Origin of the sequence: Pseudomonas sp. MF6394 (assembly GCF_002018845.1) — a bacterium.
Classification (GTDB): Bacteria; Pseudomonadota; Gammaproteobacteria; order Pseudomonadales; family Pseudomonadaceae; genus Aquipseudomonas; species Aquipseudomonas lactis.
This window is the reverse complement of the sequence record NZ_MVOJ01000006.1, coordinates 205,933-223,882: the sequence shown is the minus strand read 5'-3', so window position 1 is coordinate 223,882 and position 17,950 is coordinate 205,933. Positions and strand designations below refer to the sequence as shown.

Annotated in this window: 14 protein-coding genes; 8 read left to right on the top strand and 6 right to left on the bottom strand. The window is 58.1% G+C overall.

What is annotated here, in order from left to right; genetic code table 11:
* The first annotated feature begins 102 nt into the window (after window positions 1-102).
* The 3 genes from MF6394_RS09440 (at window position 103) to MF6394_RS09430 (ending at window position 4,691) form a co-directional block, all read left to right on the top strand.
* Window positions 103-3,012 carry an aminotransferase gene (locus tag MF6394_RS09440; protein WP_078466555.1) on the top strand — a complete coding sequence of 970 codons (2,910 nt, stop codon included), beginning with the start codon at window positions 103-105 and terminating at the stop codon, window positions 3,010-3,012.
* Window positions 3,013-3,133: 121 nt separating this feature from the next.
* Entirely contained in the window at window positions 3,134-4,240 is a 1,107-nt protein-coding gene (gene aguA / locus MF6394_RS09435; RefSeq protein ID WP_078466554.1) for an agmatine deiminase, read from the top strand.
* A 235-nt stretch (window positions 4,241-4,475) separates the two neighbouring features.
* A complete protein-coding gene (locus MF6394_RS09430) occupies window positions 4,476-4,691 on the top strand; it encodes a hypothetical protein (protein WP_069556676.1) in 216 nt (71 codons plus the stop codon).
* A 132-nt stretch (window positions 4,692-4,823) separates the two neighbouring features.
* Here the strand turns inward: MF6394_RS09430 and MF6394_RS09425 are convergent, their stop codons facing one another.
* Window positions 4,824-6,899, bottom strand: coding sequence for a TonB-dependent receptor (locus MF6394_RS09425; protein ID WP_078466553.1), 2,076 nt, complete (start codon window positions 6,897-6,899; stop codon window positions 4,824-4,826).
* A gap of 408 nt (window positions 6,900-7,307) precedes the next feature.
* Here MF6394_RS09425 and MF6394_RS09420 point away from each other — a divergent pair, with 408 nt between their 5' ends.
* Window positions 7,308-8,624 carry an OprD family porin gene (locus MF6394_RS09420; RefSeq protein WP_044270569.1) on the top strand — a complete coding sequence of 439 codons (1,317 nt, stop codon included), beginning with the start codon at window positions 7,308-7,310 and terminating at the stop codon, window positions 8,622-8,624.
* A 114-nt stretch (window positions 8,625-8,738) separates the two neighbouring features.
* On the opposite strand, the gene MF6394_RS09415 is transcribed toward MF6394_RS09420, so the two are convergent.
* Window positions 8,739-9,638, bottom strand: coding sequence for a LysR substrate-binding domain-containing protein (locus MF6394_RS09415; RefSeq protein WP_047712358.1), 900 nt, complete (start codon window positions 9,636-9,638; stop codon window positions 8,739-8,741).
* Between the two features lie 159 nt (window positions 9,639-9,797).
* Between MF6394_RS09415 and MF6394_RS09410 the strand changes: the two genes are divergently transcribed.
* Genes MF6394_RS09410 through MF6394_RS09395 form a run of 4 tightly spaced genes read left to right on the top strand, consistent with a single transcriptional unit; the run spans window position 9,798 to window position 14,779 of the window.
* On the top strand, window positions 9,798-11,357 hold the full coding sequence (locus MF6394_RS09410) for an MFS transporter (RefSeq protein WP_044270572.1): 1,560 nt from the start codon (window positions 9,798-9,800) through the stop codon (window positions 11,355-11,357).
* Between the two features lie 8 nt (window positions 11,358-11,365).
* Window positions 11,366-12,340: an LLM class oxidoreductase gene (locus tag MF6394_RS09405; RefSeq protein ID WP_047712359.1), complete on the top strand. Its 975-nt coding sequence runs from the start codon at window positions 11,366-11,368 to the stop codon at window positions 12,338-12,340.
* Entirely contained in the window at window positions 12,333-13,571 is a 1,239-nt protein-coding gene (locus tag MF6394_RS09400; RefSeq protein ID WP_238597281.1) for an MFS transporter, read from the top strand. Before MF6394_RS09405 ends, MF6394_RS09400 begins: the two co-directional genes overlap by 8 nt.
* Window positions 13,572-13,588: 17 nt before the next feature.
* Window positions 13,589-14,779 (top strand): LLM class flavin-dependent oxidoreductase, encoded by a 1,191-nt coding sequence (locus tag MF6394_RS09395; RefSeq protein ID WP_003187734.1) that lies wholly within the window; start codon window positions 13,589-13,591, stop codon window positions 14,777-14,779.
* Between the two features lie 43 nt (window positions 14,780-14,822).
* Here the strand turns inward: MF6394_RS09395 and MF6394_RS09390 are convergent, their stop codons facing one another.
* The 4 genes from MF6394_RS09390 to MF6394_RS09375 all read right to left on the bottom strand — a co-directional run bounded on the left by MF6394_RS09390 (window position 14,823) and on the right by MF6394_RS09375 (window position 17,938).
* On the bottom strand, window positions 14,823-15,692 hold the full coding sequence (locus tag MF6394_RS09390; RefSeq protein WP_044270579.1) for a DUF6282 family protein: 870 nt from the start codon (window positions 15,690-15,692) through the stop codon (window positions 14,823-14,825).
* Window positions 15,689-16,462, bottom strand: a complete 774-nt coding sequence (locus tag MF6394_RS09385; protein WP_044270581.1) for a hypothetical protein — start codon at window positions 16,460-16,462, stop codon at window positions 15,689-15,691. The genes MF6394_RS09390 and MF6394_RS09385 overlap by 4 nt, the downstream gene beginning before the upstream one ends.
* Before the next feature lie 68 nt (window positions 16,463-16,530).
* Window positions 16,531-17,502: an NAD(P)H-dependent flavin oxidoreductase gene (locus tag MF6394_RS09380; RefSeq protein ID WP_044270583.1), complete on the bottom strand. Its 972-nt coding sequence runs from the start codon at window positions 17,500-17,502 to the stop codon at window positions 16,531-16,533.
* Window positions 17,503-17,575: 73 nt separating this feature from the next.
* The gene (locus tag MF6394_RS09375; RefSeq protein ID WP_078466552.1) at window positions 17,576-17,938 is read right to left on the bottom strand and encodes an antibiotic biosynthesis monooxygenase; all 363 of its coding nucleotides are present in this window, start codon (window positions 17,936-17,938) and stop codon (window positions 17,576-17,578) included.
* Window positions 17,939-17,950 lie beyond the last annotated feature (12 nt).

The window sequence follows — 17,950 nt, the reverse complement described above, 5'->3', positions numbered from 1 at the left end:
GAGTTGTGAATCGGGCCGGCGCAAGCACCGTGAACAGAAGGGGTTGATTAACGCCACAGAACAATGGCGATATAGACGCCTGAAAAAACAAAGGTCGTCACAATGTCGTTAGCCACGTTGGCCCACCGTGCCAGCTTGCCTTGCCCACAAGTCACCCCCGAGCAGGCCGCATGCCTGCTCGATCGACACTATGGACTGACGGGCAAATTACGCTCATTGGGCAGCCAACAAGACCTCAACTACAGAATTGACAGCACGCGGGGCCGTTTCGTTCTGAAGATCTGCCGGGGTGACTACGCCGCGGTTGAACTCCAGGCCCAGCACGCAGCCTTCCACAGCCTGGGCACGCACCCCGGCCTGCGCGTGCCCAAGGTCATCCAGACCGTTGAGGGCGAGGAGCTGCTGACGGTCAACGTCGACGGCCAAACCCTGCACCTGCGGCTGTTGGACTACATCGACGGCCAGCCCCTGACGCATTTGCCCCACCTGAGCCGCACCGTGATCGAAGGCTTTGGTGAGCTGTGCGGGCAAATGAGCCATGCGCTGGCAGGTTTCGAACACCCTGGCCTGGAGCGCACCCTGCAATGGGACCCGCGCCACGCCCAGGCATTGATCACCCACCTGCTGGCAACCTTGCCCGATCTGCCGCAGCGTGCCGCTTTGGAACAGGTGGCCAGGCAGGTCGAGGCGCATGTGCAGCCGTTGGCGGCAAGCCTGCCCTGGCAAGCGGTGCACATGGACATCACCGATGACAACGTGGTGTGGCAGCGTGATGCCCAGCGGCACTGGCGTATTCAAGGCGTGATCGATTTTGGCGATCTGGTGCGCACCTGGCGAATTACCGACCTGTCGGTGACCTGCGCGTCGCTGTTGCACCATGCCGACGGTGATCCATTTGCCCTGTTGCCGGCGATCCAGGCCTGTCACGCGGTCACGCCGTTGCAGCGCGAAGAGTTAGAGGTGCTGTGGCCGTTGATCGTCGCTCGCGCGGCGGTGTTGGTGCTCAGCAGTGAGCAGCAGCAACGCCTGGACCCGGATAACGCTTATCTAAAGAAAAACGCCGAACACGAGTGGGAAATCTTCCATATCGCCACGTCGGTGTCCTTTGAACTCATGCAAACGGCGATTCTTAGCAGCGTCGGCGAAACATTACCGCCCGTCGCCATCCAAGACTTCGCGCCTTTATTGCCAAGCTTGGTGGGGCGCGAGTTCGCCCTGATCGACCTGGGCGTACTCAGCCCGCATTTCGAGGCTGGCAATTGGGAGACTCCCGGCATAGATCGGCGCTTGCTGGATGAAGCGGCGACGGCGCATGGGCAGGCGGCCAGTCGTTATGGGCAATACCGCTTGTCGCGCACCCGTCCCGACAGTGCGGTGGAGCCCGAGACATTCCCTCTGCATGTCGAGCTGCATCTGCCCCACGGCACGGTTTTGGAGGCGCCCTTTGCGGGAACGCTGCGCGAGGGCACCGACGGCTTACTGTGTTTGCATAGCAGTGGGCTGAGCCTGCGCCTGTGGGGCGTGCGCACATCACTCAAACCGGGCGCAACGCTGGTCAAAGGGCAGGTGCTGGGCGAGGTTCATGCGCCGTTGACCGTGCAGTTGTGCCGCGCCGACCTTGAGCCACCGCTGTTCTGCACACCTTCCCGGGCGTTGGCATGGCAGGCGTTGTGCCCGTCACCTTCGGCGCTGTTGGGCCTGGCCTGTGATGCGGAGCCGGAATTGGACCCAGAGGCCCTGCTGGCCCGGCGGGATGCCAGCTTTGCGCGCTCTCAGAAGCACTACTACGCCGACCCGCCGCGTATCGAGCGTGGCTGGCGTAACCACCTGATCGATATGCAGGGCCGATCCTACCTGGACATGCTCAACAACGTGGCCGTGCTGGGCCATGGCCACCCGCGCATGGCTGAAGTGGCAGCGCGGCAGTGGTCGTTGCTCAACACCAACTCGCGGTTTCACTATGCGGCAATTGCCGAGTTCTCCGAGCGCCTGCTGGCGTTGGCGCCGGAGGGCATGGACCGGGTGTTCCTGGTCAACAGCGGCACCGAGGCCAATGACCTGGCGATTCGCCTGGCCTGGGCCTACAGCGGCGGGCGCGACATGCTCAGCGTGCTGGAGGCCTATCACGGTTGGTCGGTGGCGGCGGATGCCGTGTCTACCTCGATTGCCGATAACCCCCAGGCCTTGAGCAGCCGCCCGGATTGGGTGCACCCAGTGACCGCGCCCAATACCTACCGCGGTGAGTTCCGTGGGCCAGATAGCGCGCCGGACTATGTACGAAGCGTGGAGCATAACCTGGCGAAAATTGCCGCGAGCCAGCGTCAATTGGCCGGGTTCATCTGTGAGCCGGTGTACGGCAATGCCGGCGGCATCTCCCTGCCAGCGGGTTACCTAAAACAGGTGTATGGCTTGGTCCGTGCCCAGGGTGGCGTGTGCATCGCCGACGAGGTGCAGGTGGGTTACGGCCGCATGGGGCATTTCTTCTGGGGGTTTGAACAGCAGGGAGTGGTGCCCGACATCATCACGATGGCCAAAGGCATGGGCAACGGCCAGCCGTTGGGCGCAGTGATCACCCGCCGAGAAATTGCCGAGGCGCTGGAGGCCGAGGGTTACTTCTTCTCGTCATCCGGAGGCAGCCCGGTCAGCTGCCGGATCGGGATGGCAGTGCTGGACGTGATGGCGGAGGAAAAGCTCTGGGAAAACGCCCAAGTGGTAGGCGGGCATTTCAAGGCACGACTGGAGGAATTGATCGACCGCCATCCACTCGTCGGTGCTGTACACGGTTCGGGATTCTATCTGGGCCTTGAACTGGTGCGTGATCGCCATACCCTCGAACCTGCGACGGCGGAAACCGTCTTGTTGTGTGATCGCCTGCGTGAGTTGGGGATTTTCATGCAGCCTACCGGGGATTACCTGAATATCCTCAAGATCAAGCCGCCGATGGTCACTTCCCGGCGCAGCGTGGATTTCTTTGTGGACATGCTGTCGAAAGTACTGGATGAGCAACTGTGATTTATCGATGGTTATCGGCTATTTTTTGCAATAGAAAGAACCTATCCTTTTTTTAGGCTGTTAAAGCCGATTTTTATCCATTATAAAGTTGCCCTTCACCCCATTCGGAGCCCTGATCGCCATGACCACCTTGCACAGCACACCCCGCGCCGATGGCTTTCACATGCCTGCCGAATGGGCGCCCCAGACCCAGACCTGGATGATCTGGCCCGAGCGCCCAGACAACTGGCGCCTGGGCGGCAAGCCTGCGCAGGCGGCCCATGTGGCGGTGGCCAAGGCCATCGCGCGTTTTGAGCCGGTGACTGTCGCGGTTTCCGCCGGCCAGTATGAAAACGCCCGTGCCCGCCTGGACGCACCCAATATCCGCCTGGTGGAAATGTCCAATGATGACGCCTGGGTTCGCGACACCGGCCCGACTTTCGTGATCAACGGCAGTGGTGAAGTACGGGGTGTGAACTGGGACTTCAACGCCTGGGGTGGTTTTGACGGCGGCCTGTATTCGCCGTGGAACCGTGATTCCCAGGTGGGAGGCAAGATCCTCGAGATGGAGCGCGCACCGCGGTACCGCACTGAAGGCTTTGTGCTTGAAGGCGGTTCGATTCATGTCGACGGCGAAGGCACCCTGATCACCACCGAAGAATGCCTGTTGAACCGCAACCGCAACCCGCACCTTGATCGTGCGGCCATTGAGGCGGTGCTCAGCGATAACCTGGCTGTGGATAAGATCATCTGGTTGCCGGACGGCCTGTTCAACGACGAAACCGACGGCCATGTGGATAACTTCTGCTGCTACGTGCGCCCGGGCGAGGTGCTGTTGGCCTGGACCGATGACCCGCAAGACCCGAACTACCCACGCTGCCACGCAGCCTTGGACGTGCTGCAAAGCAGCACCGATGCCCAGGGCCGCTCGTTCATCGTGCATAAAATGCCGATCCCGGGTCCGCTGTATGCCACCGAAGAGGAATGCGCCGGGGTAGACCTGGTTGACGGCAGCCAGGAGCGTAATCCGACCGTGCGGTTGGCCGGTTCCTACGTCAACTTCCTGATCGTCAACGGCGGCATCATCGCGCCGAGTTTCGATGACCCGTTGGACGGCCAGGCCAAGCAGATTCTGCAGAACCTCTTCCCACAGCATGAAGTGGTGATGGTGCCGGGCCGCGAACTGTTACTGGGTGGGGGCAATATCCATTGCCTGACCCAACAGCAGCCAGCCCCGCAGCGAAAGTGAGTGCAGTTGTAACAGCGCCTTGATGGCGTACGAGCACTGCGCCATTGCAGTGCTCCCCGCAAGCCCGCGACCCAGCCCGGTCGCGGGCTTTTTCATGCCTGTATGCCAATGAACAGGGCACATTGGCATAGCTCTTGTATCGCTGTGGTTACAGTGGCCCAAGGGGGATGACCGCGCAGTTCTGTCACAAACCTTGAGTAAGTTAGCCGCTCACGCAGTAGGAGAGAGCGCTGAAATGAATGCCGATGTCCACCTGATGAACACGCGTACGTTCCACCCTTTGCGGGTCGACGGTGATGCGATCCATGCGTTGGCGCTTTGGTTGAAGGCAAACGGCTCGCGACAGGTCAGGCAAGCGCCTGACTTGCGTAGCGTGATGAGTGAGCGCTACCCGGTGGGGTTGTTCACGGAGGATGAGGTGCAGGCTTTGTGTGATCTGATGTGTAGTTAAGCCGCTCTTTGTAGGAGCGAGCTTGCTCGCGAAAAACTTCTAGGCGCCGCGTTGAGTCAGGAAACACGCGTTATCGTTGACGTTTTTCGCGAGCAAGCTCGCTCCTACACAGTGATTTACGCCTAACGGGCGTTAGAAGCTGTAGGTGCCAGTAACCACCAGACTTCGCGGCTCACCCGGTTGAATCTGCGCCGCACTGGTCGCCGAGGAGTAGTAGTTTTTGTCGGCGATATTGTTCAGTGCTGCCCGCACGTCCCATTCTTTCTGACGGAACCCGGCCAGCGCGTCCCAGCGGCCATAACCCGGCAGCACCACGGTGTTGAGGTTGTCGGCATAACGATCACCCACCAGGGTCAAACCCGTTTCTGCGTACCAGCCCATCTCTGGTTTCCAGGTGATGAACAGGCTGGCGTTGCGCTTGGCCACGTCGCTGATTCGTTTGCCTTCAAAGCCATTGTTGTCTTTCTCGACCTTGGCGTCCTGCAGGCCCACGCCGCCGCGCACATACCAGTTATCGACGATCTTGCCGGTGGCGGTCAGCTCCACGCCGCGTGAGCGTTGTTCGCCAGTAAGCAGGGTAACGGTACGGTCCAGCGGGTCGCTGGTGCGGCGGTTGTAGAGTTCCAGCTCGTACACGGCCAGGGTGGTGCTCAGGCGCTCGTCGAACCAGTCGCTCTTCACGCCGATTTCCTTTTGCTTGGTCAGCTCCGGGCTCAGGTCGTTGACGCTCCCGGCGGCGTTCGGCGTGATGCCGATCAGGCCGCCGCCGGCTGGCGAGAAGGTCTTGCTCCACGAGGCATAGAACGAATGATGCGCCAGCGGCGTCCACACCACGCCGACGCGCGGGCTGGTGCTGTGGCTCTTCACGTTCTCCTGGGTGTTGAGTACCTTGCTGGTGGTGTCCACTTCAAAGCGGTCATAACGCAGCCCGCCCAAAAGTTGCCATTGTTCGTTCAGGCGCAGTTGATCCTGCACGTACAGCGCGCTGCTTTCGACTTCAGTGTGGTTGTAGCTCGACAGTCGCATGCTCCCGGTGTGGCTCAGGCGGCGATTGGGTTGGTTGAGGTCCAGGCTCGGCACTGTCTTGCCATCCCGAGCGGAGTACAGCTTCGGATCGCGGCGCTGGCTGCCCAGCTCGATACCAGTGAGCAGGCGGTGTTCCAGGCCAAAGGTGTCGAAACCGCCTTCCAGCTCCAGGTTGTTGAACACGTTGCGGGTGGTCAGGTCCTGCTGCCAGTGTTGGCGGGTGACGGTGTTGGTTTTCGGCTCATAGCCGGTCTGGTAGGTATTGTCGAAATCACTGTCGAGCTTGAACACGCCGAGGGTGTGGCGCAGTTGCCAGTCGGCGTTGAGCTCGTAGGCGAGTTTGGAGCGCAGGGACTGAGACTTATCGTCGATGTAATCGCCGTGATCAAAGTAAGTGGTGCTGCGGCTCACATCCGCCGGGCGCCCGTTGACGCCCGGAATGCCACGGTCTGGGGTGCGGTTGTAGCGGCTGTATTCGTATTGCACCAGCCAGTTCAGCGCTGGAGTGAGCTGCCAGCTCATCGACGGCGCGAACAACTGGCGGTTGCCGCTGACGCCATCGCGAAAGCTGTTGTTGTCCTGGTTGCCCATGTTCAGGCGCAGGCTGATGTTGTCGGTGGGGTCGGTGCTCAGGTCGGCATACAGGCTGCGCAAATCGTTGCTGCCGCCTTGGGCTTCGATACTGGACTTTTGCCCTGGGGTGGGCATTTTGCTCACCCGGTTGACGATCCCGCCCTGGCCGCCTCGCCCGTAAAGCACGGCGGCCGGCCCCTTGAGCACTTCGATACGCTCGATGTTATGCAGGTCGCGCACGTACTGGCTGTCGTCGCGAATACCGTCCAGATAGAAGTCATTGCTGGCGTCGAAGCCGCGTATGCGCAGGCTGTCGAAGCGTGTATCGGCGCCGCTGCTGACGTTGGGGATACCGCTCAAGGCCTGGCCCAGGTCGTTGGTGCCATAGGAACGCAGGCTTTCGGTTTTGACTGAGTCGATCGCCTGGGGCACATAGCGAACGGCCGTCGCGGTGCGTGTGGCGGTGCTGGTTTCCTTGACCCGGGGGTCGTCTTCATCTGCTTCCACACTGATCGAGGTTTCGGGCAAGACCGTGGCCGCACCGGCAAAACCGGCAGACAGCAGGACAGAGAGCCCAAGGGAGAGGGGCGTCAGGCGAGGGGCAGGCATGGGAGTGTATCCAAATGATGTGGCAGGAAAATTGTGCGCGAATGGTAATGCTTTGCATTTGCGTGCGTTATCTATTCCCTGATGCCTACCCTGTCGGATTTGTTACTTAATGTGTTTCGAGGGGGATTCAAGGCGCTTTTCAGGCTTTCATCCCCGGGCTTCATCGCGCCGCTTAGACGAATATCGCCTAAATACAGACGATTCACGAAATTGACACATAGTTCAACGCCCGCATAGGATTGCGCCCAACGCCTGTGGCTCACCACCATGACTAATCCAATAAAAAAAGGCTCGCGGCAGTTCAGTCGTCCGCGGGCCTTCTTTTTGCCGGCAAAGTCGACACCAGAAAAAGCAATAGGAGCCTGGTGTCACAGCGCGTACTCAACCCGTAATAAGGAATATAAGAAAATGTTGAAGCAACGGATGAGTCTGATCGCTCTGGGGATTTTGAGCGCATCGACAGCAATGGCAAACGACCAGGAGCAATCCAAGGGTTTCGTTGAAGACAGCCACCTGAACATCGCAGCACGTAACGCCTACATCAGCCGTGACTACAAAAACGGCAAGCAGGACAAAGCTGAATGGGGCCAAGGCTTCATCGGCAAGTTCGAGTCCGGCTTCACCCAAGGCACTGTAGGTGTGGGTGTGGATGTGATTGGCCAATACGCTATCCGCCTGGACGGTGGTAAAGGTCGCGCTGGCGCCGGCGGTATCGACTTCTTCAAGCAGGGCAACGGCACTGTTGATGACAACGGCAAGCCAAACCCAGGCTCGGCACCACACGACCTGGCCAAAGGCGGCGCTGCCGTGAAGTTCCGCGTTTCCAACACTGTACTCAAGTACGGTGATCAGTTCCCGGCTGTGCCTGTGCTGCAGTACGACAACTCTCGCCTGTTGTCGGAAACCTACACCGGTACTTCGATCGTCTCTAAAGAGATCGCCGGTCTGCAACTGGACGCGGGTCATTTCACCAAAGAAGCGCGCAAGAGCATGGAAGGCACCGACAGCGGCCGCCTGAAAAGCATCGACTATATCGGTGGTAGCTACAAATTCACCGAAAGCCTATCGGCCGCGCTGTATGCCTCCGACATGCAGGACGTGTTGAAGAAGCAATACGTCAACGTCAACTACGTGCTGGCCTTGCCGCAGCAGCAGTCGCTGACGTTTGACTTCAATGGCTACAAGACCAAGCTGGATCGCAGCTTCGCCTTGGAAAACCAAAAAGACGCGGACGCTCGCGACAACAAAATCTGGAGCCTGGGCGCTACCTGGGCCGTTGGCCCGCACAGCTTCACCATCGCTCACCAGCGTAGCACCGGTGACACCGGCTACCTGTACGGCGGCTACCGCAACGCTGGCGGCATCGGCGACGGCGGCAATACCATCTTGCTGGCCAACTCCTACTGGTCCGACTTCAACGGCAAGGACGAGCGCTCCTGGCAAGCAGGTTACGGCATCGACTTCGCCACCTTCGGCGTACCGGGCCTGACCTACAACATTGCCTACGTGCGCGGTACCAACATCGACGACGGCACCAACCGTGGCGATGGCACCGAGCGTGAAATCTGGAACCAGTTCAAGTACGTGGTACAGAGCGGCCCAGCCAAAGACCTGAGCCTGCGTGCGCGCGCCTCGTGGTTGCGCGTTTCCAACAACGCCAGCGAGTACAACGTAGGCGGTAACGAAATCCGTCTGTTCGCCGACTACCCGATCAACGTTTTCTAATTGATCGAATGTCGTGCCTGATGCCATGCAATAAAAAACCCCGACTGGTTCGGGGTTTTTTATTGCTCGCCGGCTAAGCGGGCGACCTGGAGGTGCACATACGCCACCCGCTTATTATTCGTTCACGGCGCTGTTAAATAGCTGACTGTGCATAAAGTCTATGAAGACTCGCAGCCTCAGTGAAAGGTGTTTGCTGGAAGGCCATACAAGCCGAAAGACTCCGGTATGAACCGTATAGTCCGTCAGCACTTGCACCAATTCGCCGTTCTTGATGGATTGGGTCGTCATGAAATCAGGCAGGCAGGCAACGCCCAAACCTGAACGAGCCACATCGACAATCACTTCAGTCGTGTTGCACACCATTGTTTGAGGCAGCTCGAAATCCGGCTCTCCAGCCGCAACGCGTAAAGGCCAAGGTTCCACTTTTCCCGTCGAAGGAAACTTGTGCAGCAGGCATGAATGCATGGCCAGATCCGCTGGGCGTTTGGGTACTCCATACGCTGCGAGATAGGCTGCAGACGCCACAATCTGCAGCTGGAAGCCCCCCAGCCGTTTAGAGATCAGCCGCGAGTCAGTGGGCTCGCCTGTGCGTAACACGGCGTCAAAACCTTCCTCGATAACGTCGACCATGCGATCAGAAAAGTCGATGTCGAGTTCTATTTCCGGGTAGGTGCGCATGAACTGAATGATTGCCGGCATGACGAGGCCGCTGACGAGAGGCAGGCTGATTCGCAATTTGCCCCTCGGTTTTTCACGCGCGTTGCTCAGCTCCATTTCTGCAGCTTCAAGCTCTGAAAGTATTCGTCGACAGCGTTCAAGAAACAGTGAGCCTTCCAGCGTCAGGGCGATGCTTCGCGTATTGCGCTGGAAAAGACGTACCCCGAGCCTGTCTTCCAGCCGACCAATACTTTTACCGACACCCGACGAAGAGATGCCCAATCGTTTCCCTGCCTCGGTAAAGCTTCGAGTTTCAGCCACCAATACAAATAATGAAATGCTGCCAAGCGACTCCAACGGATGGCCCTCACTGCGGACACCAGAGTCCGATATGTTCGGATTATAGGCCTGTTTTTGTTTGGAGACGCAAGCCCTAACCTTTGGATGGGCCGATCACCGCAGACAACTGTGCGCGAAGGACCGACACCTGCGCATATCAATGAAGGAACCATTCAGATGAACTCAACACACAGCGCTCAGACGGCTCCCCCGTTATTGAAGTGGCTGCAGCTTTTCGCAGCTTGCCTCACAGGCGTACTCATTCCGCTTTGCTTTACCGGGCCAGCCGTAGTGCTTTCTTCCATCAGTGCTGCCATGGGTGGATCTGCTGTAGAGCTCAGTTGGGTGGTCAACGCTTATATCCTCACTTATGGCAGCGCCATGATGGCGGCGGGGAGCCTGACGGATATCTATGGACGCAAGCGGGTATGGCTGGTTGGCCTGGTCATCTTCGTGTTGTCTACCGTCGCTATTCCCTTTTCTTCGACTGTTTTGCAGATCGACATCCTGCGCCTTGTGCAGGGGTTGGGCGGAGCAGCGGCGTTCGCTGGCGCCATGTCGTCATTGGCCCAGGTGTTCCACGGCGCAGAGCGCACCAAAGTATTCAGTCTGCTCGGTACGACGTTCGGCATTGGGCTAGCCTTCGGCCCGCTGGCCGCGGGAGTATTAGTCGACTCGGCTGGTTGGAAGTGGACGTTCCATGCGACTGCATTGATAGGCATCGCGGGCTTCGTGCTCGTGTGCGTGAGTGCGACGGACTCTAAAGATCCGGCTAACAACGGTATGGATTGGCCGGGAGCTCTGAGCTTTACGGCCGCATTGACGTTGTTTACCTATGGCGTCCTTCTCGCGCCAGAGGATGGTTGGGCCAGCCCCATCGTGTTGGGCTGTGTCGCTGGCGCGATCATTCTGTTCATGATTTTCGTGGCGATTGAGCGTCGTGTCAGTAGCCCGATGCTCGACCTTTCATTGTTCAAACAAGCCAAATTCGTAGGCGTGCAGATTCTTGCAGCCAGCCCGGCGTTCTTTTTTGTCGTGCTCATTATCATGCTGCCGGCGCGATTTATCGGGGTCGATGGACTCAGTGCCCTGCAAACCGGAAAAATGATGATTGCGTTGGCTGCACCGTTGTTGTTTGTACCGTTTCTAGCGGCCCAGCTCGCGCGTCACTACACCTCAGGGATGCTCTCGGCAGTCGGGCTGGTGTTGGTGGCTGCCGGGCTATTCTGGCTGGGTGTTGTGCTCGATAGTGGTGCCAGCAATGCAGTGATGCCCATGGCGCTGATCGGTATCGGCATTGGCCTGCCTTGGGGGTTGATGGATGGGATGGCCGTCAGCGTGGTGGAGAAAGAACGTGCGGGAATGGCGACTGGCATTTTCAACGCTGTTCGTGTGTCCGCCGACGGAATAGCGATCGCCATCGCCGGTGCGTTGCTGGCGACGTTCATTCAATGGGGGCTGTTCGACGCCGCTACCCATTTTGCTGTGGATCAGATTATGGGAGCCTCCAGCCGGGCAGCGCTCGGCGATCTGCACAGCGCAGGTAATCAGCTGCCAGGGCAGTCGGAGCTGTTGCGCCTCGAGTATGCGAAAGGGTTTCGGCACCTGCTGTTCATCCTTGGGGCTGGTAGCGTACTGACGGCCATTGCTGTGTACGCAACACTGGGTCGAGTCAGCGCGCATGATCATCAACCGGCGGAAGCAGTCCGCCCGGTGATCGTGGGTGACGGCGAATGATTGGCCAGATGCAAACGAGCGACGATTCCAATCGAACTCACCCTGCGTTTTCACGTGTGTTTGCGCCTGGCCATCTTACGTTTGGGCTGATCGCGCCGCTGGAAGGGTATCCCGATCGCATGGCACCGACCATGCAGGATCATGTTGATCTGGCGCGCCAAGCCGACATCGCGGGTTTCTCCGCGATATGGCTGCGCGACGTGCCCTTGCTGGACCCGGAGTTCGGGGACGCGGGGCAGATGTTCGATCCGCTGGTGTACGCCGCTCACTTAGGCGTGGTTACTCAACGTATCTGCATCGGCACTGCCGGCGTGGTGTTGACGTTGCGCGATCCCTTGATGGTTGCCAAGCAAGCCGCGACCCTTGATGTGTTACTGCAGGGGCGCTTTCTGCTTGGGCTCTCAACGGGTGATCGGCCCAGCGAATACCCAGCGTTCAGCCGGGAGTTCGACAATCGTGCGCAGCGTTTCAGGGAGGGTTGCGAAGTCCTGCGTATAGCGACCCAACAGGCGTTTCCCACGTACGAGTTTTGCCACTATGGCAGGCTCGACGGCACCCTGGATTTGCTTCCAAAGCCCTGGTCTACGGCAATGCCGATGCTTGCCGTTGGCCGTTGTGGTCAAGACATGAAGTGGTTGGCGTCGAATATGGATGGATGGCTCTGGCACCAGAGTGACTTTGGCAGCCTGCCCAATTTGATTGAGCAGTGGCGGTCTTGTTCTGCGCCAGGAACGTTCAAGCCATATGGTTATGCGACATTCTTCAATCTGGAAGAAAATCCCGACGCTCCGTTGAAGGTGGGGCGAGGCATAAGCACCGGACGCAATGCGCTTATTGATTTGTGGGAGCGACAACAAGCGCAAGGTGTTTCACATGTCGCATTGAACCTGAAGCCGTTACGTCGCCCTGCCAAAGATGTCTTACAGGAGCTAGCAGAATATGTGCTGCCGCATTTTCCAGCCCAGGGAGCAAACCTTGTCTGAACAAAACGCGCCGTCAGCTCAGGACTTGTTGAGTCAAAGCATGGTTGTCCCACGCAGTCCGCTACGTATGTGGCTGGCGGGTTGGATGGTGGTGTCGGTGTTTATTCTGTCCAATACCGCGACCCCGCTCTATGTCGTGTGGCAGGGGCAACTCGGGTTTGCATCTTCGACCCTCACGTTAATATTCGCGGCCTATATCCTGGGGCTATTGCTCAGTTTGCTGGTTGCCGGGCAAGTCTCTGACCGCTACGGGCGCAGGGTGGTACTCCTGCCGGGCCTGGTCTGCGCGATGTCGGCTGCATGGTTATTCAAGTCCGCCGAATCGGTGGAGAGTTTGCTGTTCGCAAGGCTGCTTACAGGTATTGCCGTAGGGATCATTGTCTCGGCGGGGATGGCAAGTGTGGTGGATCAAGGAGGTCTATCGCGGCGAAGGTTATCTTCGCTAGTGGCCTCGATGTCAATGGTGCTGGGAGCAGGTCTCGGGCCCTTGCTGGCTGGCAGCTTTGCCACGTTTGCAAGTCAGCCGATCGAAAAGGTGTTTACCTTGGAGCTAGGGATACTTGCACTCGCTTTCCTGATCGCCTGGACGATGCCAGACGAAGCCAATAAGGCCCAGCCAATAGGCCATGCAAAATGGAAGTTCCCTTCGGTCGAGCGACATCATCGCCTTCACATACTGTTAGGAGTCGCGCTGTTCGGTCCTGGTATTACAGCGACCTCATTTGTCTTGTCGTTAGGGCCATCGCTATTGGCAAGTCTGCTTAACATCAAGACGCCGCTGATGGCAGGAGCCACTGCGTTTCTAATGTTCATCTCGGCTTTCGTCGTCCAGATGGCGCTGCGCCGACGCACTGTGGAACATATCTTCTATTTCAGTGCCACTGCGACCTTCTTCTCGATGCTGGGTATCTGCACTGCGATAGCAATTTCCTCTCCCGTCGTCCTGATTATCGCCGCCTTGTTAGCGGGTGCGGGTCAAGGGCTGGGGCAGTTGGGAGGATTGACGTTAATCGCGTTAAGGATATCGGACAGCAAGCGAGCGCAGGCTAACGCATTGCTCAATATGGGGGGCTATGTCCCTGCAGGTCTGCTGCCTGTAGCAACAGGTTTCCTGATCGATCGAACTGACTTGGCCTTCGGCGCTTATACGCTGGCGGGTCTGCTCGCTAGCTGTGCCCTGCTCGCCGCCTGGTTTGTTGCGAGAAATAAGCAAGAAGTTCACCACTACTGACGACCTGGGAGGTCATCATGCGCACGACAAAGTCCACCCCTGTAAAACCTAATCCAATGCGTGTCAGTCGTAACAAGATGCAACTAGGGGTATTTTCTACGAACACCGAGGGCGGCTGTACGGTGACGAATGCGCCCGAGCGGATTCGCGGGGATGACTGGGCGGGCAATCTGGAAATTGCAAAAGACGCGGACCGGGCAGGGTTTGAAGCGTTCATTCCGGTAGGCCGCTGGAAAGGCTTTGGTGGTGCCAACAACACCGGTGGCGTGTGTTACGAAACTTACACTTGGGCGGCGGGCATCGCCGCATTGACCGATCAGATCGCAGTGTTCACCACCTCGCACTTACCCACTGTGCACCCTCTGTTTGCCGCCAAACAGGCGGTTACGATTGACCACATCAGCGGCGGACGCTTTGGCCTGAATATTTTGTGTGGCTGGTACGGCGCTGAGATGAGGATGTTCAGCGGTCACATGATGGAACACGACAAGCGATATGACTACGCTGAGGAATGGTTGCACATCGCGCAGAACGCCTGGCAGCAGCAGACGCCTTTTGATTTCAAAGGTGAGTACTTCACGATCTGCGACGCGATCTCCCAGCCACAGCCACTCAACAAGCCTTACCTTATCAACGCTGGCGGCTCCCCACGTGGAAAAAGGTTTTGTGCAGAACATTGTGATGCGGCGTTCTTGATCATCAAGCATTTGGATGGCGAAGCGGCGGTGCGTGAACAGATCGCGTCCTACAAGGATCTGGCCAAAAATGAGTTCGGCAGAGACCTCAAGATCTGGTGCTATGGCTACGTTGTTCAAAAAGACACTCAGGAAGAAGCTGAGGCGTACCTGGATTATTACGCCAACCAAATGGGCGACGATGAAGGATGCGACATCATCACGACCGAGTTGGGCATTCAGACCGGGATTTTCACTCCCGAGGATGCGGTTCGGTTCCGTTTCCACTTCAAGGCCGGTTTTGCCGGCGTACCGTTAGTGGGCACGCCAGAACAGATTGTAGAGCTCTTCAAGAAATATTCAGACTGGGGCATTGATGGCATTGCGCTCACCTGGTTGGACTACCACCAAGGCATCAAGGACTTCGTAGCGGGCGTTCAACCGCTCATGGAAGCGGCAGGTTTGCGCGAGCCGTTCCTCAGTGATGCATCGCCCGTGCTCAACGAGGCGCGCGAAGCTGTGGAAATGGTGTGATCGCTGGCCCCCAGGCGAATGCACCTGGGGGCCCAACTCCCATTCAGAGCTCCAACATTTTCTGCGGATTGGCAAGGGTCACTTGCACGCGGCGAGCGTTATCCAGCTCAAACGTATCAAACCACCGCTGGCTTTGTTCGAGCCAGTCGTTGACGTCCATCTGGCTCGTTTGGCCCAAATCTGAGCTGTAGACAACATTGGGGACGGTCGATAGCACCTCGCGAAAGTCGTCTTCTTGTTGATAGCCTAAAAGATAGGTGAGGGCGGTCTGCTCAATGAATACGTTAGGAGCCGTGGCGATCTCCAAAAGCTCGGCAGCCTTCAAATCAGTCAATGGATTGGCCGGCTGGTTGAGCATCAGGCGCGGCACGCCCAATCGAACAGATTCATCTACCAGAGCACGTACCTCGCGAGCGTCAGCGTGGCCGGTAGAAATGACCAGGGGGTAATCACACGCCATCTTGAGTATGTCCAGGGCCTGGGGCGTTAAGCGCCCGGCGTCTGTTGTGACGCGCAGAGGCTTGATGGGTTTACTTACCAGCAATGGATGGCTGACATTTCGCGCGAGGGTGCTGGTGTGCTTTCGTCCTGTCACCGTCGGGAAGTGCACAATGAAGCGTCCCGGTTCGTCGCCGCGCATACATAGGCTTCGCTCCACCACCCTGAAGTCCACACCGCCTGCAATCTCATTCAAAACCAAGGAACCACTGACAGGGAAACCCTGTGAGCGCGCTTCCCAGGCCTGTGCGGCAGTGCAGCCCAAGTGGTTTTTCAATACCACCCGGCCGTTGGCCGCTGCGTACAGTTTTCCGGCATCTATTGCGCCGTGGCGGCGAACGAACGCGTCCGGGTTCGCGTGGTAGTGCAGGTCGATAAAGTTCGGGGAATGGCTGGTGTCTTTGAGCGCGTTCATGCCGCGTGTTCCGAGCGAGGTATAAGAAAAGTGTCGATAGCGTTCACAACCGAATCGAGATCGTCAGCCAACGGCCGCATGCCTCCCGCTCTTATGCACAGTGTGCGTTGGTGGGTTCCAGAGGTGCGTACCACGTGCGGTTGGTTGACAAGTTGGGAGCGCTCGCCAAAAACGCTCAGAACCCTTCCTTGGTATGCCAGCAGACTGTGACTGAGATCGATACCGGCTAACAACCCAAAACCACCTGAGAGGCGCTGCCCCTGTATTTCAAGATGAACACTGTTTTGGGTTTCTGGACTTTGCTGGGGGTGTTTGCCTTCGGGTAGGACGAGTGCATCCAGCAGACGCTTGGCCTCTTCAACGTGGCCAAGCTGTGCAAGTTCCGCCATTCTTCCAAGCCTGGCATCCAATATAGCGTCGGCTTTGGCTGGGGAAGAGAGCAGCAACAAAGCTGCCGTTGACGCAAGCGAGGAGGTACGCACCAGTTCCAGCGCCAGCGCGCCGCCCAACGCGACACCGACAAGCACGTCGGGTACGCCCCAGGGTTGCAGCAACTCAGCCCAACGCTCACTGAAAGTGTTCAGCGTCTCACCGCAGGCAACGGGTATCGAGAGCGAATCAAACACCACCACCCGATAGCCTGCGCTGAGAAAATGACCTGTCAGCGGCGCGATAAAGGCGCCCTCGTCCCATGTGGGCATGACGGGTGAAAGTACAAAAACGCACTGTTTTCCTTGCCCATACACTTTGAATTGCACGTCCTGGTTCATTGTTTCGCTCCTGCAGAAATAACAAAGCCTACTTTTACAAGCAGGCTGGTTGTGCCCCGTGAGTCCGATTAGAGGGTGCGTCCCAGCTTGGCGACAGTATCGGCATAGCCCTTGAGAGTGGCCTCGACTATCGAGCGTGCCGGCTGTACGTCCTTGATCAGGTCGGCCACCTCGCCTGCCCAGATCGCTTTAGTTCCTACGTCGTCTGCTGCCAGTGCCCGTTCGTACTGGGGCCGCAACTCATCAAGGGCCAGCGAGAACGCCTGCTCGTTACCAACCCACGACTCGGAAAACTGGTTCGCGATCGCCCGACCGCTGTACTCTGCGGGCCAAGATATTCCGCGCACATCATCAAAGATGCGAGTTCTGACGGTGTCGCTTGCGACGGCGTGGAGCAGCCTGTTTTTCACACGCTCAGAGGGAAGCGCTTCGTCGCAGGCCAGGAATCGCGTTCCCATCATTACCCCATCCATTCCGAGTGCCATGGCGGCGGCCATTCCTCGGCCATCAGCTATCCCACCTGTTCCGATCAGGATTACGCTCTCGCCCACGGCATCGCGAACTGCCGGGAACAAAGGCATGGAGGATCTGCGCAAGCTGTGCCCCCCAGCTTCTGCACCCTGCACGATCAATGCATCGGCACCGGCGTCGAGTGCGTATAACGCCTGGTCAACGTCATGTACTTGCACGATGACTTTGGCGTTCGCTTGATGAATGGGCTCGATAAATGGACGAGCGTCACCAAAGGACAGCGCTACAACCTGCGGGCCGAACTCAAGTGCCAAATGCAGTAGCTCGAAACGTTTCGCCACCGTGAACATGACCAGCCCGACGCCCCAGGGCTTGTCCAAATCCTGCATGAGCGACAACTGTTGAACCATCCAGTCAGGATCTCCGTAGCTTGCTCCCACCAGGCCTAGCCCCCCTGCGTTTGAAACGGCGGCTGCCAGGTGTCCTCCTGATGCACCTCCCATCGGTGCGAGGACCAGTGGGTGCTGGATGCCCAAGAAGGTTGTCAATGCTGAACGGATTGCGGCCATAACTTCTTCCTTGATCGAATATTGAATAGGCTTGGGTATTGCGCAGCGCCAAGCGCTGCGCATGCGATTGCAGTTAGCCGACAGTTTCGCGGGCGGTGGCAGGGGTGATGTAGGTGGCGACGGTGTACAAGTGATATTCCCAGGTACCGGTTTCTTTCAAGCGCGAATAACGTGATAAAAACTCTTCGTCGATAAAAAGCGATTCGAACTGCCCACGATCGCTCCACTGAGCCTGGTTGATGACCGTCTTGCCGTCTGTGCTCTTCATCAAACGGCTCCACTGAAAGGCACTGTACGTTCGCGCAACATAGTTGACCGTGTCCTCCAGTATTTCCACTGCAAGGTCCTGCGCGCCTTCTTCAACATGCACCACATTCACGAGATAAATCGCCGTGTCATCCGAAACAGATTGAGTATCAAACAATTCCATTTTCATGATTATCTTCCA

Bases quoted from the DNA above. Each gene is read 5' to 3' on its own strand.
- MF6394_RS09385 (WP_044270581.1), bottom strand. From the start codon at position 16,462: ATGAACCAGGACGTGCAATTCAAAGTGTATGGGCAAGGAAAACAGTGC.
- MF6394_RS09425 (WP_078466553.1), bottom strand. From the start codon at position 6,899: ATGCCTGCCCCTCGCCTGACGCCCCTCTCCCTTGGGCTCTCTGTCCTG.
- MF6394_RS09440 (WP_078466555.1), top strand. From the start codon at position 103: ATGTCGTTAGCCACGTTGGCCCACCGTGCCAGCTTGCCTTGCCCACAA.
- MF6394_RS09390 (WP_044270579.1), bottom strand. From the start codon at position 15,692: ATGAACGCGCTCAAAGACACCAGCCATTCCCCGAACTTTATCGACCTG.
- MF6394_RS09375 (WP_078466552.1), bottom strand. From the start codon at position 17,938: ATGAAAATGGAATTGTTTGATACTCAATCTGTTTCGGATGACACGGCG.
- MF6394_RS09420 (WP_044270569.1), top strand. From the start codon at position 7,308: ATGTTGAAGCAACGGATGAGTCTGATCGCTCTGGGGATTTTGAGCGCA.
- MF6394_RS09395 (WP_003187734.1), top strand. From the start codon at position 13,589: ATGCGCACGACAAAGTCCACCCCTGTAAAACCTAATCCAATGCGTGTC.
- MF6394_RS09405 (WP_047712359.1), top strand. From the start codon at position 11,366: ATGCAAACGAGCGACGATTCCAATCGAACTCACCCTGCGTTTTCACGT.
- MF6394_RS09430 (WP_069556676.1), top strand. From the start codon at position 4,476: ATGAATGCCGATGTCCACCTGATGAACACGCGTACGTTCCACCCTTTG.
- MF6394_RS09410 (WP_044270572.1), top strand. From the start codon at position 9,798: ATGAACTCAACACACAGCGCTCAGACGGCTCCCCCGTTATTGAAGTGG.
- aguA (WP_078466554.1), top strand. From the start codon at position 3,134: ATGACCACCTTGCACAGCACACCCCGCGCCGATGGCTTTCACATGCCT.
- MF6394_RS09380 (WP_044270583.1), bottom strand. From the start codon at position 17,502: ATGGCCGCAATCCGTTCAGCATTGACAACCTTCTTGGGCATCCAGCAC.